Source organism: Candidatus Pelagibacter communis (assembly GCF_001179965.1).
In the GTDB taxonomy this organism is placed as follows: Bacteria; Pseudomonadota; Alphaproteobacteria; order Pelagibacterales; family Pelagibacteraceae; genus Pelagibacter.
In genome coordinates, this window is sequence record NZ_CVSH01000056.1 from 1 (window position 1) to 14,292 (window position 14,292).

General features: G+C 31.5%; 16 protein-coding genes. 4 read left to right on the forward strand and 12 right to left on the reverse strand.

What is annotated here, in order from left to right; all coding sequences use genetic code 11:
- Together aceA and AMN73_RS04435 are read right to left on the reverse strand one after the other, a co-directional pair.
- Window positions 1-1,074, reverse strand: a 1,074-nt coding sequence (gene aceA / locus AMN73_RS03670; RefSeq protein WP_075534931.1) for an isocitrate lyase, incomplete at its 3' end; no start/stop codon positions are given.
- 41 nt (window positions 1,075-1,115) lie between these two features.
- The gene (locus tag AMN73_RS04435; protein ID WP_179850076.1) at window positions 1,116-1,283 is read right to left on the reverse strand and encodes a hypothetical protein; all 168 of its coding nucleotides are present in this window, start codon (window positions 1,281-1,283) and stop codon (window positions 1,116-1,118) included.
- Between the two features lie 60 nt (window positions 1,284-1,343).
- Here AMN73_RS04435 and AMN73_RS03675 point away from each other — a divergent pair, with 60 nt between their 5' ends.
- Window positions 1,344-2,822, forward strand: a complete 1,479-nt coding sequence (locus tag AMN73_RS03675) for a helix-turn-helix domain-containing protein (protein ID WP_256997840.1) — start codon at window positions 1,344-1,346, stop codon at window positions 2,820-2,822.
- A gap of 3 nt (window positions 2,823-2,825) precedes the next feature.
- On the opposite strand, the gene AMN73_RS03680 is transcribed toward AMN73_RS03675, so the two are convergent.
- From AMN73_RS03680 to folE, 7 genes are all read right to left on the reverse strand, one after another.
- A complete protein-coding gene (locus AMN73_RS03680; RefSeq protein WP_102133241.1) occupies window positions 2,826-3,887 on the reverse strand; it encodes an ABC transporter ATP-binding protein in 1,062 nt (353 codons plus the stop codon).
- On the reverse strand, window positions 3,877-5,499 hold the full coding sequence (locus AMN73_RS03685) for an ABC transporter permease (protein ID WP_075534933.1): 1,623 nt from the start codon (window positions 5,497-5,499) through the stop codon (window positions 3,877-3,879). The genes AMN73_RS03680 and AMN73_RS03685 overlap by 11 nt, the downstream gene beginning before the upstream one ends.
- A 77-nt stretch (window positions 5,500-5,576) precedes the next feature.
- Window positions 5,577-5,747: a hypothetical protein gene (locus AMN73_RS04440; protein ID WP_179850077.1), complete on the reverse strand. Its 171-nt coding sequence runs from the start codon at window positions 5,745-5,747 to the stop codon at window positions 5,577-5,579.
- Between the two features lie 2 nt (window positions 5,748-5,749).
- Window positions 5,750-6,775 (reverse strand): extracellular solute-binding protein, encoded by a 1,026-nt coding sequence (locus tag AMN73_RS03690; protein WP_075534934.1) that lies wholly within the window; start codon window positions 6,773-6,775, stop codon window positions 5,750-5,752.
- 94 nt (window positions 6,776-6,869) lie between these two features.
- Entirely contained in the window at window positions 6,870-7,760 is an 891-nt protein-coding gene (locus tag AMN73_RS03695) for a LysR family transcriptional regulator (protein WP_075534935.1), read from the reverse strand.
- Complete coding sequence (locus tag AMN73_RS03700) at window positions 7,760-8,764, reverse strand: acrylyl-CoA reductase family protein (RefSeq protein ID WP_075534936.1); 1,005 nt, start codon at window positions 8,762-8,764, stop codon at window positions 7,760-7,762. The genes AMN73_RS03695 and AMN73_RS03700 overlap by 1 nt, the downstream gene beginning before the upstream one ends.
- A gap of 15 nt (window positions 8,765-8,779) precedes the next feature.
- Window positions 8,780-9,382, reverse strand: a complete 603-nt coding sequence (folE, locus tag AMN73_RS03705) for a GTP cyclohydrolase I FolE (protein WP_075534937.1) — start codon at window positions 9,380-9,382, stop codon at window positions 8,780-8,782.
- 76 nt (window positions 9,383-9,458) lie between these two features.
- Here folE and hisI point away from each other — a divergent pair, with 76 nt between their 5' ends.
- The 3 genes from hisI to AMN73_RS03720 are packed head-to-tail and all read left to right on the forward strand — an operon-like array spanning window position 9,459 to window position 10,905.
- On the forward strand, window positions 9,459-9,926 hold the full coding sequence (gene hisI / locus AMN73_RS03710; protein WP_075534938.1) for a phosphoribosyl-AMP cyclohydrolase: 468 nt from the start codon (window positions 9,459-9,461) through the stop codon (window positions 9,924-9,926).
- Window positions 9,927-9,928: 2 nt separating this feature from the next.
- Window positions 9,929-10,531 (forward strand): putative 2OG-Fe(II) oxygenase, encoded by a 603-nt coding sequence (locus AMN73_RS03715; protein WP_075534939.1) that lies wholly within the window; start codon window positions 9,929-9,931, stop codon window positions 10,529-10,531.
- Window positions 10,531-10,905, forward strand: coding sequence for a DUF2237 family protein (locus AMN73_RS03720; protein ID WP_075534940.1), 375 nt, complete (start codon window positions 10,531-10,533; stop codon window positions 10,903-10,905). The genes AMN73_RS03715 and AMN73_RS03720 overlap by 1 nt, the downstream gene beginning before the upstream one ends.
- Here the strand turns inward: AMN73_RS03720 and AMN73_RS03725 are convergent, their stop codons facing one another.
- Genes AMN73_RS03725 through AMN73_RS03735 form a run of 3 tightly spaced genes read right to left on the reverse strand, consistent with a single transcriptional unit; the run spans window position 10,906 to window position 14,252 of the window.
- Complete coding sequence (locus AMN73_RS03725; RefSeq protein WP_075534941.1) at window positions 10,906-12,525, reverse strand: electron transfer flavoprotein-ubiquinone oxidoreductase; 1,620 nt, start codon at window positions 12,523-12,525, stop codon at window positions 10,906-10,908.
- A gap of 24 nt (window positions 12,526-12,549) precedes the next feature.
- Window positions 12,550-13,503, reverse strand: a complete 954-nt coding sequence (locus AMN73_RS03730; RefSeq protein ID WP_075534942.1) for an electron transfer flavoprotein subunit alpha/FixB family protein — start codon at window positions 13,501-13,503, stop codon at window positions 12,550-12,552.
- The gene (locus AMN73_RS03735; RefSeq protein WP_075534943.1) at window positions 13,503-14,252 is read right to left on the reverse strand and encodes an electron transfer flavoprotein subunit beta/FixA family protein; all 750 of its coding nucleotides are present in this window, start codon (window positions 14,250-14,252) and stop codon (window positions 13,503-13,505) included. The genes AMN73_RS03730 and AMN73_RS03735 overlap by 1 nt, the downstream gene beginning before the upstream one ends.
- Window positions 14,253-14,292: the final 40 nt, after the last annotated feature.

Consider the following 14,292-nt stretch of genomic DNA (forward strand, 5'->3'; position numbering starts at 1 on the left):
TAATTCAAATATTGCAATATTCTGAGTATGAAATCCTGCTAACGTTATAAATTGAAACTTATATCCCATTTCACTTATTTTTTGTTGGAATGTAGATATTTCCGCATCTGATAAATGTTTTTTCCAATTAAAAGATGGAGAGCAATTATAAGCTAATAATTTTCCAGGATATTTTGAATGTATTGCATCAGCAAATTTTTTAGCCTCCTCCAAATTAGGTGTTGCTGTTTCACACCATATTAAATCTGAGTAAGGCGCATATGCTAATCCTCGAGATATTGCTTGTTCAATTCCATGTTTTACGTAGTAAAAACCTTCGGGAGATCTTTCTCCTGTTAAAAAAGGTTTATCATTTTCATCATGGTCGTTTGTAATTAGTTTTGCAGCATTGGCATCTGTTCTAGCTAAAATAATTAATGGAACATCGGCAATATCTGCAGCAAGTCTTGCAGCCTTTAAATTCTTAATCATTGTGCTTGTAGGCACTAAAACTTTACCACCCATGTGTCCACATTTTTTTTCACTTGCTAACTGGTCTTCAAAATGTACTCCCGCAGCTCCAGCCCGAATAAATTTTTTAGCTAGTTCAAAAACATTTAAAGGTCCACCAAAACCTGCCTCACCATCTGCAATAATTGGTAGCATGTAATCTACTCTATCTTTTGATTTCATATCTCCATCTTTTATTTCCATGTGCTGAATCTGATCTGCTCTTATTAAAGCATTATTCATAGACTCAACTAATTTAGGAGCACTGTCATACGGGTATAACGATTGATCAGGATACATTTCACCTGCACTGTTTGCGTCAGCAGCTACCTGCCATCCACTTAAATAGATTGCTTTTAAACCTGCTTTTGCATGTTGTACTGCATGATTTCCTGATAAAGAACCTAATGTATTAACATATGGTTCTGTGTTTAATAATCTCCAAAGCTTTTGAGATTGATGTTTGCACATTGAATATTCAATTTTTATTGAGCCCCTTAATCTCTCCACTTCCTCTGGTGTGTAATCTCTTTTAATTCCAGCAAACCTTTTTAATTCATAAGAAACTTTAGTTTCCGAACTCATATTAAATTCCTATTTTGTAAGATTTATAAGACTTAGAGGTATTAATTATCTTTACCAAACTCGTTGGTAAATTCATTCATACCGCTTGAACCCCAATCACAATGATCATCTCTTAAATAAATGCCTGATCTATTTTCGTGATTCTGAGGCTCATTATTGTAGTTTTGAGCCTTATTATCTTGGTTTTTGATCTTGTTTTTGTCGTTCATGTAAACTTTATAATTTACAAAGTTTACAAAAGCTACTTTTTTTTCTAAAAAGCTTGTAAAATGTGGAAATTTATTGTAAATAATAATTTACAAAATTTACAAATAGAAAATATGAGTCAATTAGATCTTAAAATAGGGCCAAAAATCAAGTCTTTTAGGAGGCAATTAGGACTTCAAGCAAATAAGCTGGCTGAGCAATTAGGTATATCAGCAAGCTACCTTAACTTAATAGAGAGCGGGAAAAGAAAAATTGATGGAGATTTGCTTTTAAAGGTTTGCGAAGAACTGAAGATTGAGCTTTCTGATTTAACAAAGAAATCTGATTTAAATTTAGTTAACGACATTTCTGAACTGTTAGACGACCAATTATTTGAAGATTTAGATATTGTTGGTCCAGAGGTAAAAGATCTCGTTAATACAAATCCTAAAATTGCAAGAGCGTTAATAAAACTTGGAGACCAATTTAAAGAAAAAGACCATGAGATGATTAATAAGGTCGAAAGTTTATCTGGCAAAATTATTGACAGTAGAAAAACTAGTTTTCCAGGAGAAGTAATTTCAGATTTTTTACAAGAAAAGAAAAATTATTTTCCAAAACTTGAAGATTTTGCAAATAAAGTTTTTGAAAAAGTACAAATGAACAATCGTACAAGATATATTGCTCTTTGTGAATTTCTTAAAACAGAATATTCAATTACCGTTAAAGATGTAATACCTGAGGAGTCAAAACCATTTTCAAAAATTTATAACAAAAACAAAAAAGAACTTTTATTAAGCGATTATAATTCACTTGAAACAAAAAAGCTTCATGCAGCTGCGCAGATTGCGCAAGAAGGTGCTATAGATATAATTAATGATTATTTATCTGAATTTAAATTTCCCTCTGAAGAATCTAAAAGTTTAACGCAAATAGCTTTGTTAAACTATTGTGGAGCAGCTATATTAATGCCGTATAAACTTTTTCATTCTGAATGTAAAAAATTAAAATATGATTTAGAATTACTTCAAAATACTTTTGCTACATCCTTTGAACAAGTAGCTCATAGAGTAACTTGTTTACAAGATCCAAAACTACCAGGAATTCCTTTTCATATGTTAAGAGTTGATGTTGCTGGAAATATCTCAAAAAGATTTTCTTTATCTGGTATTGAAATTCCAAGATATGGTGGGGCGTGTCCTAGATGGAATGTTTATTCTGCATTTACTAGGCCAGGTGTCATTCAGGCAGCTGTCAGTAAAATGACCAATGGTGAAAAATATGTTTGTATTGCAAGAACTGTAGAGAAAGGTGTTGGTAGATTTGGCCAATCAAAAAGTATTTTATCAATAGGCTTAGGTTGCGAGGCTAAATATGCTAAAGAATTTGTTTACACTGAAAATTTGAGTCTTAACGATAAAAAAACTGAAATACCAATTGGTGTTTCATGTAGAACCTGCGATAGATTAGATTGCTCACAAAGAGCATTCCCTCCTCTTCATAAAAAATTTGATGTAGATATCAACGCTAGAGGTGTTTCTGTGTACGTTAGTGACAAGTAATATTTAAAAACATACCAAGTGCTCTATGTGTATTGGTCTTTTAATTCCAAACTTTTCTTGTACGTCATGTTGATGAATATGATGAGAATGAACAAATACGGGTATGAGCAAATTTTTGATAGTTTTCAAAGTGTAAATAAAATTTGTACCTCTAAACTTTCTATCAACAACTTCTAACTGAAGATTACTTTTATCGTCATGTTCTAAATCCTCTGGTTGGATTAAAAGTTTCACATCTGCTCCCAATGGAAATGGTTTAACAAAATTTCCAGTTATAGTGCCTAGTTCCTCATTTTCTAAGCTTTTCGGGCTCGTTACTTTAGCGGGTATTAAAATTCCTCTATTTAAGAAATTAACAACCTCAATAGAATTAGGTAGATGGTAAACATTGTAAGGATCATCATACTGTTTAAGCTGATTATTTAAGATTATTCCACATTTTGATCCTAGATAAAAAGCTTCATAAGAGTCATGTGTTACAATTATTGTTGTTATTTTTAATTTTGATAGCATTTTTTTTAACTTTTCTTGAATATCTTCTTTATGACTTTGATCTACATTTGAAAGAGGCTCATCCAATAAAAGTAGATCTGGTTTAGATAAAAGTGATCTTGCAAGAGAAGCTCTTTGAGCCTCACCAGCACTAATTTGATGAGGATATTGATTTAGTATTTGAGAAATATCTAATATATCAACTATCTCCTGAAAGCTTATTTGTTTATCTTTATTATCTGCATTTTTTTCTTCGCCTAATAATATATTTTTTTCCACAGTATAATGTGGAAACAAACTATTCTCCTGAAAAGCTAAAGATATATTTCTATTTTCAGGCTCAATATTTATTTTATCTGAGGCTAAAACTTTCCCTTTTAATTTAATATGGCCATTTTTAATTTTTTGTAGTCCAGCGATAGCTCTGAGTATTGTAGTTTTTCCAATTCCAGATGGTCCTAACAAACAAACAATGTCACCTTCTTTCTCAATTGAAAACGACATATTTTTAACTTTTGTTTTCCCATCAATAATAAAATCAACGTTTTTAACTTCAAAAAAATTATCCATTATTTTCTCTTAAAATATATTTTGATGCAATTATAATAAAGATTGAAGCAATTAAAATTAAAAATAAAGAAGGCACTGCAGCTGCTTCAAGTAAATCTTCTGATGCTGATATATATGCTGTGGTAGCAAAAGTTTCAAAATTAAAGGGTCTTAAAATTAATGTGATAGGCAACTCTCTTATTATTTCCAAAGAAATCAATATTATTATAAATAATAACGAGTTTCTTAAAAAAGGTATATGTATATTCGTGAAAGTTTTTCTTTTTGAGTAACCAAGTAAATAAGCACTTTCATCAACAGCAATGTTTATTTTTTCATAACCAGATTTAATTCCATTAAAAGCTAAAGAATAAAATCTTATGAAATAAACTATTACTAATCCTAATATTGAACCAATAAATACTTTTTTTATGGATAAAAACCCTAATGATTTAACAATAGTATTATCAAACCACGCAATAAAAGTTATAAAAGCAACTGCAAGTATTACACCTGGTATTGCATAACCTGAAATTGATAAAGTGGATAGTATATTAAGTATTTTATTATTTGTTACTCTGTTTCCATAATTTGAAATTAAAGAAAATATTATTAAAACCAAGCTCGATAATAAAGCCAAGTAAAGTGTATTCAATAATAGAGTAATAATTTGTAAATCCAATAAATTTTCAGGAAACTTTATTGTCCAATACAACATTTGACTTAGTGGAAATAAAAAACTCATGAAAAATACAAAAAAACATAGAATAAATGCTAATAAGGACTTATAACCAAAGAGTTTTATTTTTTCCTTTTGTTTGAAACCCCCCTTAATATTAAAGTGATATTTGGCTTTTTTCCTAGATAGGTTTTCTATTATGAACAAAGAAAATATAAAAAGTAACAGTAATGAAGCTATTCTGTTGGCAAATGCAAGGTCATCAAAAGCAATCCAGGAGTTATAAATGCCTGTTGTTAACGTATTTATGGAAAAAAAATCTACTGCACCAAATTCAGCTAAAGTTTCCATAGCCACAAGTGATAATCCAGCAACTATTGCAGGACGTGCTGCTGGCAATATTATATTAAAAAACGATTTAAATCTTGAAAAACCAAGGTTTTTCCCTAGATCAATTAAATTTTGAGATTGATACAGAAATGATGCTCTTGAGAGTATGAAGACATAAGCAAAAAGAGAAAATGTCATTGATAAAGTCGCACCAAACATTCCATTAACTTTTGGAATTATTTTGTTGTATTCACCTTCACCAAATATATTTGTTAAAATAGTATAAGCAATTCCATAATTATCAAAAAAGGCTGTTAAAGAGTATGCATAAATATAAGGAGGAACTGCAAAAGATAAAATTAATGCCCATTTAAAAAAATCGCTAAAAGGAAATTTAAAAAATGATACTAAGTAAGCGGTTCCTGTTCCTATTACAAATGTGAATATTAAAACCAACACAAGTAAAGTTAATGAATTTAAAATATATTCTACTAAAAAAGTGTCTTTTAAAATTTTATAATAATTACTGGTCTCTTCAAAAAAACTAATTCCTACTGTAATAATTGGAATTATTACAACAAATGATATTAGGAAAGATGATAAATACCAAAAATTAATTTTTTTCATATTATAATCCGCCTTATAATCGTAAAAAAAACGTCCACGGTAAGGGTAAAATACCGTGGACGAGTAAATTAAGAAATTTAGAAATCAAAAACTTTTAGGATGTGCGGAACCTCCTCGTTTTTAATCTCAGATAAATTTCTTTTATTTATCCTGTTATTAATTTTTTCACATTCAGTTGCGCATGCAGGACATGGCTCTGCTGATTTATTATAATTAATCTCAGAAATAAATTCTTTTTTATCTTTCATACTTATTTCCAACCAGCTGTAGTCATTACCTCTAATGCGTCTGCTTGTTTTGCACCATAGCTAGAAACCTTAGTTTTTAGATCTTGTTTAAAATCTAAACCTATATTGTTTACAACTAATGGATTTGCTGAAACACCATCAATCATAGGAAATTCAAATGTATTATTAACAAAGTGCTCTTGGGACTCTGGAGTTAATAAAAACTCTACAAGTTTAATTGCATTTGATTTATTAGGTGCACCTTTTACTAAAGCAGCGCAGCTAATATTCATGTGAGTTCCTCTATCATTTTGGTTTGGAAAGAATGCTTTAACTTTTTTAGCAGCCTCTTGTTGCTCTGGACCTTTTTTACCAGATAGCATAAGTGCCAAATAATAAGTATTAGCAACTGCAATATCAGCTTCTCCCGCAGCTACCGCCATAATTTGTGCTCTATCGTTACCTTCTGGTGTTCTTGCCATATTGGCAACAACGCCTTTTGCCCACTCAGCTGTAGCTTTTTTTCCATTATTTTTTACTAATGAAGCCACTAAAGACTTATTGTAGATATTGCTAGATTTTCTGATTACTAATCTACCTTTCCATTTTGGATCGGCTAAACTTTCATATGTTAAGCCTGACAATTCAGCTCCACTAACTCGTTCAGGTGCGTAATAAACTATTCTCGCTCTTTTCGCGATCCCAGTCCAATGCGAAGTCCTAAAATTTGCAGGTACAGCAGCTTTAATAGCTGGTGAAATTAATCCACCTTGCGTCATTCCTTTTGCTTTGAAAACCCCACATCTTCCAGCATCAGCTGTTATGTAAAGGTCTGCAGAAGAGTCAGCGCCCTCTTCAATCATTCTTTTTTCAAGAGCTCCTGCTTTTCCGTTAATTAAATTTACTTTAATTCCAGTTTTATTTGTAAACTTACTATAAAGTTCAGCATCAGCTTTATAATGTCTTGCATTAAAAACATTTACTTCTGATGCAACTGAATAACCAAAAATCAAAGTAAATAAGATTGATATTATGCTTATTTTCTTCATTTATCTCCGTTTCTCCGCACTGTTACTATTGATATTGAGAACTATTCTCAATGATAATGATTATCAATCGCACAGATCGACGCAGATGTCAATCTTAAAATTCCCACTCTGAAATCTTGCTATAAAGGAAATTTCTAAAAGCTTGAACTCTAGCAACGTTTTTCATTGATTGTGGGTATACAAAATGTGCCTCTGTAATTGGTCCTTCTACTTTAGGTAAAACTTTAATTATATTATTTGATTGATAACTTAAATAATCTGGTAACGCAGCTAATCCAACACCGCTTTCCACAGCTAATAATAGGCCCATAACGCTATTAACTTTCATAATAGATTTTCTTTTTTTATTGTCTTTCATACCAATTTTAAGTGCCCAATCTGGATTATATACAGGTGAGGGTGTTCCTTTTCCAAATGAAATAAATCTGTGTTTATTTAAATCTGTAATGGTTTTTGGCATACCATGTTTTTCAAGATATTTAGTGGATCCATAAATATGGTAGTTAATATCTATTAGCTTTTTTTGAATATAATTAAGCTGTTTGGGTCTTCTCATAAAAATTCCAATGTCTGCTTGTCTTGTGCTTAAATCTAATTCTTTATCATCAAAAATTAACTCAACCTCAATTTCTGGATGGAGTTGCATAAACTCTTGAATTCTAGGTGTTAGCCAGTGTGTACCAAAACTTCTAACTGTTGTAATTGTAATTTTGCCTGTTGGATGATTTTTTTGATCTGAAAGAGATGTTTCAACTTCTTTTAATTTACTAATCACTTCATGGGCAGTTTTAAAAACATATTCACCATTTTCGGTTAAAGTAAGTCCTCTCGCATGTCTTTCAAATAATTTTACTTTTAAATCCTCTTCAAGGGATTGAATTTGTCTACTGATAGCTGATTGACTAAGATTTAGATTTACTGTGGCACTTGTAAAACTCCCGGCTTCAGCAACAGCGTGAAAAATTTTTAATTTATCCCAATCCATTATTTGTTTAAATTGACGATATATCTTCCTGATGTTTTCCCTTGTAACATTTTTGGGTATACATCAATCAATTCGCCAAGACTTACCTCTTTTATAGATTTTTCAAGTAAAGCAAAATCAACTAGTTTTTCTACTTCCCCCCACAAAAATTCCCTTCTTTTAATTGATGCTGTGACAGAGTTTATACCCCAAAGCTTCACACCTCTTATAATAAAAGGCATTACCGTGGTATTTAGTTTTATTCCTGATGCATTTCCACAAGCTGCAACTATTCCAGCATCTTTAACGTGAGATAAAACATTTGATAAAACATTTCCTCCAACTGTATCAACTGCTCCATCGTAAATGCCTTTATCTAATGGTCTTGCTTCTTTATCTAATTCACTTGTATTTAGTACGTTTTTAGCACCGATTGATGTTAAATACTCTTTGTTACTATCCTTTCCTGTAACAGCAGTTACATTACATCCTAACTTACTTAAGATCATTGTTGCAATACTACCAACTCCACCTGATGCTCCAGTAACTAAAACATCTTGAACTTTCTCTCCAAGTAGTAAAACTTCTCTGGTTTGTTTTGTAGTAAAAGCACATTGTAAAGCAGTAAACCCTGCAGTACCTAATATCATTGCTTGTTTGGATGTAAGAGATTTAGGTTTTTTAACTAGAAATTCTCCATTCACTTTTGCATATTGAGAGTAGCCACCAAAATAAATCTCGCCTACTCTCCATCCGGTAAGAATTATTTCATCGCCTTCTTTAAATTTTTGATTTTGACTTTCAACAACCGTACCTGAAAAATCTATACCTGGAATATGTGGAAATTCTTTTACTAATCTTGCACCATTTTTTAAAATTAATGCATCTTTATAATTTAAACTGGAGTAATCTACTTTAACAGTAACATCCCCATGTTTTAAAAAACTTTTATCTAGGTCCTTTACTTCTCTAGTAAAATTTTCACCCTCCTGGTTTAAAACCAAGGCTTTAAATTTATCTGACATTTATGTTAATTAATATTATTTTGCGATGAATCTCAAATATCTATTTTGATAACTTAAATCGTCTCTAAATTGACCTAAATAAAAATTAGTAACTGTTGTAGCCTGTTCTTTTTTAATACCTCTCATAGTCATACACTGATGAGTTGAATCTATGGTTACCGCAACTCCTTTAGCATCTAATGCTTCCATTAATGTATTGGCTATTTGAACTGTTAGTCTTTCTTGAGTTTGTAATCTTTTTGAGAATACTTCAACTACTCTAGCAATTTTACTGAGCCCTACTACTCTTTGATTTGGAATATATGCAACATGCGCAATTCCAATTATAGGCGCCATGTGGTGCTCACAGTGACTTTGCACTGATATATTTTTTTGAACCACCATATCACTGTAACCTTCAACATCACCAAATGTTTTGTTTAATATTTCTTTTGGATCCTCTTGGTAACCTTTAAAATACTCTTTAAATGCTTTAGTTACTCTTTTTGGAGTTTCGAGAAGCCCTTCTCTAGTTGGGTCCTCACCTATCCATTTAAGAATTTTTACAAATGCTTCTCTAGCCTCTTCGTCTGTAACTTTTTCTTGTTTTTTTTCGTTTTCGTTTTTTACTAATTTCATAAAGTGAGATTTATATATTAATTCTATAATTTTAAAATGTTTATTATATTTCTTAATATGTTAAAAAATCTTTGAAATGTTTAAAAAAAGAGAAAATGTCGCTGAAATTGAGGAAGGTAGCCTATTATCACCAAAATTTGATAATGACGGGTTGATCCCTGTTGTGACAACTTGCGCAAAAACGAAAGAAATCTTAATGCATGGATTTATGAATGTTGAAGCTCTTAAACTCTCAATAGAAACAAAAGAGGCGCACTATTGGAGTAGATCGAGAAAACAAATTTGGCATAAAGGTAAAACAAGTGGATTTGTTCAAAAAATAAAAGAAATTAGAATTGACGATGATCAAGATTCTGTATGGTTAAGTGTTGATATTGGAGATGGGTCAAGTTGCCATGTTGGATATAGATCTTGTTTTTATAGATCTATTCCGCTTGGAAAAATAGATAATGCAAGAAATATAAAAATGAATTTTGAAGAAAAAGATAAAAAATTTGATCCAGAAAAAGTATACAAAGGTCAGCCTAATCCTACAAAAATTTAAAAATGAAAATATTTAATCCGTTTGGACCAGTATTAGCAAAAGTTAAAATTCCAAAAAAAATTGTTAATAAAATAAATTTAGAAGTTGATAAGATAATTTTTAATAAAAAATTGTCAAAAAAAAATGATTACTCTAAAAAAGTTGTTGGACAAGTGTACCAAGAAATAAGATTATCAGATCAATTCACAAGTAAAGTAATTAAAAAGTTTCTGTTAAAAAATATTTCCTCATATATTAAAAAATCAATAAACCAAAACACAAATAAAATAAAAATAAAAAATTTTTGGGTCGTAAGACAATTTAAAAATGAATACAATCCTATTCATTTTCATGACGGAGATATTTCAGGTGTTGGTTACTTAAAAATTCCAAAAAATTTAACAAAGAATAAAAAAAATACAAAAACAAATGGAACAATAGATTTTATAAGTGGTCAAAAATCTTTTCTTTCAAATAGTATACACAACCATGTACCTAAAGTTGGAGATATGATAATTTTCCCAAACTACTTAATGCACACTGCATATCCATTTTCAGTTGAGGGTGAAAGAAGATCTTTCTCTTTTAATCTTGAAGTAGATAAAAAAATATCAAAGACTATTTAATGTCTGATAAACAAAAAAATGTTTTGGGTGAAGTTTTAGAAGATTGTTCTTTAGATCCTTTAACTGGTTGGTATCGAGATGGTTGTTGTAAAACAGATGAAAATGATACTGGAGTACATACAGTTTGTGCAAAAGTTAATGATGAATTTTTAGAATGGTGCAAGCAAGCGGGTAACGATTTAATTACCCCACATCCTGAATTTGGCTTTCCTGGTTTAAAAAATGGTGATAGTTGGTGTGTTTGTGCGGGTTGGTATGCTAAAGCAGTTGAGGCTGGAAAAGGTTGTCCTATTTATTTAAAAAAAACACATGAAAATACTTTAAAACTAATCCCAATTGAAACTTTGAAAAAGTTTGCAATAGATCTTTCTTAATTACATATTTCCATATCGTGGTCCACCACTGCCTTCTGGTGTGACCCAAGTTATGTTTTGTGATGGTTCTTTGATATCACAAGTTTTGCAATGAATACAATTTTGTGCATTGATTACAAACTTTGGAATATTGCTTTCTATTTGAACTTCATAAACTCCGGCTGGACAATATCTTTGTGCTGGCTCATCAAATTTTTCAAGAGTGTATTTAATTGGTAAATCTTTATCTTTTAATTTTAAATGCACTGGTTGATTATCTGCATGATTTGTTCCTGTTAGATAAACAGAACTTGTTTTATCAAATGTGATTTTATTATCAGGTTTTGGGTATTCAATTTTAGGCATCTCACTAGCAGGCTTCAAACATTCGTGGTCGGCATGTTTATGTTTTAGAGTAAATGGTAACTTGCCTCTAAAGAGTATCTGATCAATTCCTGTAAATATTATTCCTAAAATTAGTCCCCAACTAAAGCTCGGTTTCACGTTTCTAGCCGCATGTAACTCTTCATAAACCCAGCTTTTTTTGAATTTTTCCTCATAACTTGATAGGTCTTTATTATCTTTAATAAATTCGTTAATGGTCTCGGCAGCTATTATCCCACTCTTCATTGCCGTGTGAGAACCTTTTATTTTTGGCATGTTTAAAGTTCCTGCATCGCAACCAACAAGTAAAGCACCTGGCATATACATTTTTGGTAAACTTTGTAAACCACCCTCTATGAGCGCCCTTGCGCCATAAGAAATTCTTTTTCCTCCCTCAATCATTTTTTTTATTGAAGGGTGAGTTTTGAATCTTTGGAATTCATCAAAAGGAGATAAGTGGGGGTTTTGATAATCTAACCCTATCACGTATCCTAAAAAAATTTGTTTATTCTCAGCATGATAGATAAAACTACCTCCATAGGTTTTGTTGTCTAATGGCCATCCAGCAGTATGCATCACTAGCCCCTCCTCATGTTTACTATCATCAACTTCCCAAATTTCTTTAAAACCAATTCCATATTGTTGTGGATCTTTATCTTTATCTAATTCAAATTTTTTAATTAATTCTTTTCCTAGGTGACCTCTACAGCCTTCAGCAAATACGGTTACTTTAGCATGAAGCTCTATTCCAGATTCAAAACTATCTTTTTTATTTCCTTCTTTATCAATTCCCATATCTTGTGTAGCAACTCCCTTTACAGATCCGTCGTCATTATAAATAACTTCGCTTGCAGGAAATCCAGGAAAAATTTCCACTCCAAGTGCCTCTGCTTGTTCAGCAAGCCATCTACATAAGTTTGCAAGACTAATTATATAATTTTTATGATTTTGTTGTACTTTAGGTAAAAGCCATGTAGGCCAGCTTAGTGATTTACTTTTACCAAGAAACAGAAATTTTTCTTTTTTTACTTTTGTTTTTATAGGTGAGTTCAAATCTTTCCAATTTGGAATTAACTCATCCAAAGCTCTTGTTTCAAAAACATTTCCAGAAAGAATATGGGCGCCAATCTCTGCAGCCTTTTCTAAAATGCAAACATTTATATTTGGATTTAGTTGTTTAAGTTTAATTGCGGTTGACAAACCTGACGGTCCTCCACCAACAACTACAACATCATATTCCATTACTTCTCTAGACATAATGGTATTTTTTTACAATATTTGTTATTTTTGTATAGTGTTTAATTTGTTCAATTCTTCTAGAAATTGCGGCAATGCTTCAAACAAATCTGCCTCAAGTCCATAATCTGCTACACTAAATATAGGAGCCTCTCCATCTTTGTTAATTGCAACTATTACTTTGCTTTCTTTCATCCCAGCAAGATGTTGGATTGCACCTGAAATACCTACTGCAATATAAAGATCTGGGACTACAACTTTTCCTGTTTGTCCAACTTGGTGATCATTTGTAATATAGCCTGCATCGACTGCAGCTCTTGAGGCACCAATTGCAGCGTTTAACTTATCTGCTATAGCAGTGATTAATTTAAAATTGTCACCGCTCTGCATACCTCTACCACCAGAAATTACAATTCTCGCAGTTCCAAGCTCTGGTCTATCAGATTTAACTTCCTCTTTTTTAACAAACTTAGTCAAAGTAAATTCATCTGCTCCATCACCTTTTACTATTTCTGCTGATCCACCGTCAGATGGTGCAGCATCAAAAGATGTCGGTCTTATAGTTACACATTTTTTTTTATCATTACTTTTGACTGTAGCAAAAGCATTTCCTGCATAAATTGGTCTTAAAAAAGTATCTGGAGAAATTACTTTAATTATATCGCTTACTTGTGAACAATCCATTAAAGCAGCAATTCTCGGCATTAAATTTTTACCAAACGTATTAGCTGAACAGACTATATGAGAATAGTTTTCAGCATGTTTTATAATTACTGGGGTAAAATTTTCAGCTAAATAATTTTCATAAATAGGATTTTCAATTTGAATTACTTTTTTAACTAATGGAACCGCTGAAGCAGCTTTTGCAGCACCGTCAGAGTTGTGACCTATCACTAATACATGTAAATCTTGATCTATTTGAGAAGCAGCGGTTATCGCATTTAAAGTAAATGGTTTTAATTCTTTATTTGTATGTTCTGCTATTAATAAAACTGACATTAAATTACTTTTGCCTCATTTTTAAGTTTTTGTACTAACTCTGCAACACTTCCTACTTTGATACCTGCTTTTCTTTTAGGAGGTTCTTCAACCTTAATTTGCTCGATTCTTGGCTTAGTATCAATGCCTAAATCTGTAGCACTTAATTGCTCAAGAGGCTTCTTTTTAGCCTTCATTATATTTGGTAAAGACGCGTATCTAGGTTCATTTAACCTTAAATCGCAAGTAACAATTGCGGGTACATTAACTGATATAGTCTCTAATCCCTCATCCACTTCTCTAGTTACATCTAGAGATTTGTCTTTTACCTCAATTTTTGACGCAAAAGTAGCTTGTGGCCAATTTAATAAAGCTGCTAGCATCTGACCTGTCTGGTTACAGTCATCGTCAATAGCTTGTTTGCCCATGAAGACTAAATCTGGTTTTTCTTTCTCAACAACTTTCTGTAAAATTTTTGATACCGCTAAAGGCTCCAAAATTCCATCAGCTTTAACGTGAATTCCTCTATCTGCTCCTACTGCTAAAGCTTTTCTTACAGTTTCTTGAGCTTTCTCTTCGCCGATTGTAATAGCAATTACCTCGGTTGCTTTACCAGACTCTTTAATTTTGACAGCTTCTTCTACAGCATTATCATCAGGCGGATTAGTTGACATTTTTACGTTATCAGTGACAACACCAGTACCATCCTCTTTTACTCTTACTTGTACATTGTAATCAATAACTCTTTTTACAGCGACTAATATTTTCATTAAGCTCTCAATAAATTATTTTCAGGATCATAAGGACTTT

What these genes read in the sequence shown, in the direction of transcription:
- AMN73_RS03690 (WP_075534934.1), bottom strand. Translation starts at nt 6,775, where the DNA reads ATGAAGAAAATAAGCATAATATCAATCTTATTTACTTTGATTTTTGGT.
- AMN73_RS03700 (WP_075534936.1), bottom strand. Translation starts at nt 8,764, where the DNA reads ATGTCAGATAAATTTAAAGCCTTGGTTTTAAACCAGGAGGGTGAAAAT.
- AMN73_RS03720 (WP_075534940.1), top strand. Translation starts at nt 10,531, where the DNA reads ATGTCTGATAAACAAAAAAATGTTTTGGGTGAAGTTTTAGAAGATTGT.
- AMN73_RS03675 (WP_256997840.1), top strand. Translation starts at nt 1,344, where the DNA reads ATGTGGAAATTTATTGTAAATAATAATTTACAAAATTTACAAATAGAA.
- AMN73_RS03725 (WP_075534941.1), bottom strand. Translation starts at nt 12,525, where the DNA reads ATGTCTAGAGAAGTAATGGAATATGATGTTGTAGTTGTTGGTGGAGGA.
- AMN73_RS03730 (WP_075534942.1), bottom strand. Translation starts at nt 13,503, where the DNA reads ATGTCAGTTTTATTAATAGCAGAACATACAAATAAAGAATTAAAACCA.
- AMN73_RS03685 (WP_075534933.1), bottom strand. Translation starts at nt 5,499, where the DNA reads ATGAAAAAAATTAATTTTTGGTATTTATCATCTTTCCTAATATCATTT.
- hisI (WP_075534938.1), top strand. Translation starts at nt 9,459, where the DNA reads ATGTTTAAAAAAAGAGAAAATGTCGCTGAAATTGAGGAAGGTAGCCTA.
- AMN73_RS04440 (WP_179850077.1), bottom strand. Translation starts at nt 5,747, where the DNA reads ATGAAAGATAAAAAAGAATTTATTTCTGAGATTAATTATAATAAATCA.
- AMN73_RS04435 (WP_179850076.1), bottom strand. Translation starts at nt 1,283, where the DNA reads ATGAACGACAAAAACAAGATCAAAAACCAAGATAATAAGGCTCAAAAC.
- folE (WP_075534937.1), bottom strand. Translation starts at nt 9,382, where the DNA reads ATGAAATTAGTAAAAAACGAAAACGAAAAAAAACAAGAAAAAGTTACA.
- AMN73_RS03715 (WP_075534939.1), top strand. Translation starts at nt 9,929, where the DNA reads ATGAAAATATTTAATCCGTTTGGACCAGTATTAGCAAAAGTTAAAATT.
- AMN73_RS03695 (WP_075534935.1), bottom strand. Translation starts at nt 7,760, where the DNA reads ATGGATTGGGATAAATTAAAAATTTTTCACGCTGTTGCTGAAGCCGGG.
- AMN73_RS03735 (WP_075534943.1), bottom strand. Translation starts at nt 14,252, where the DNA reads ATGAAAATATTAGTCGCTGTAAAAAGAGTTATTGATTACAATGTACAA.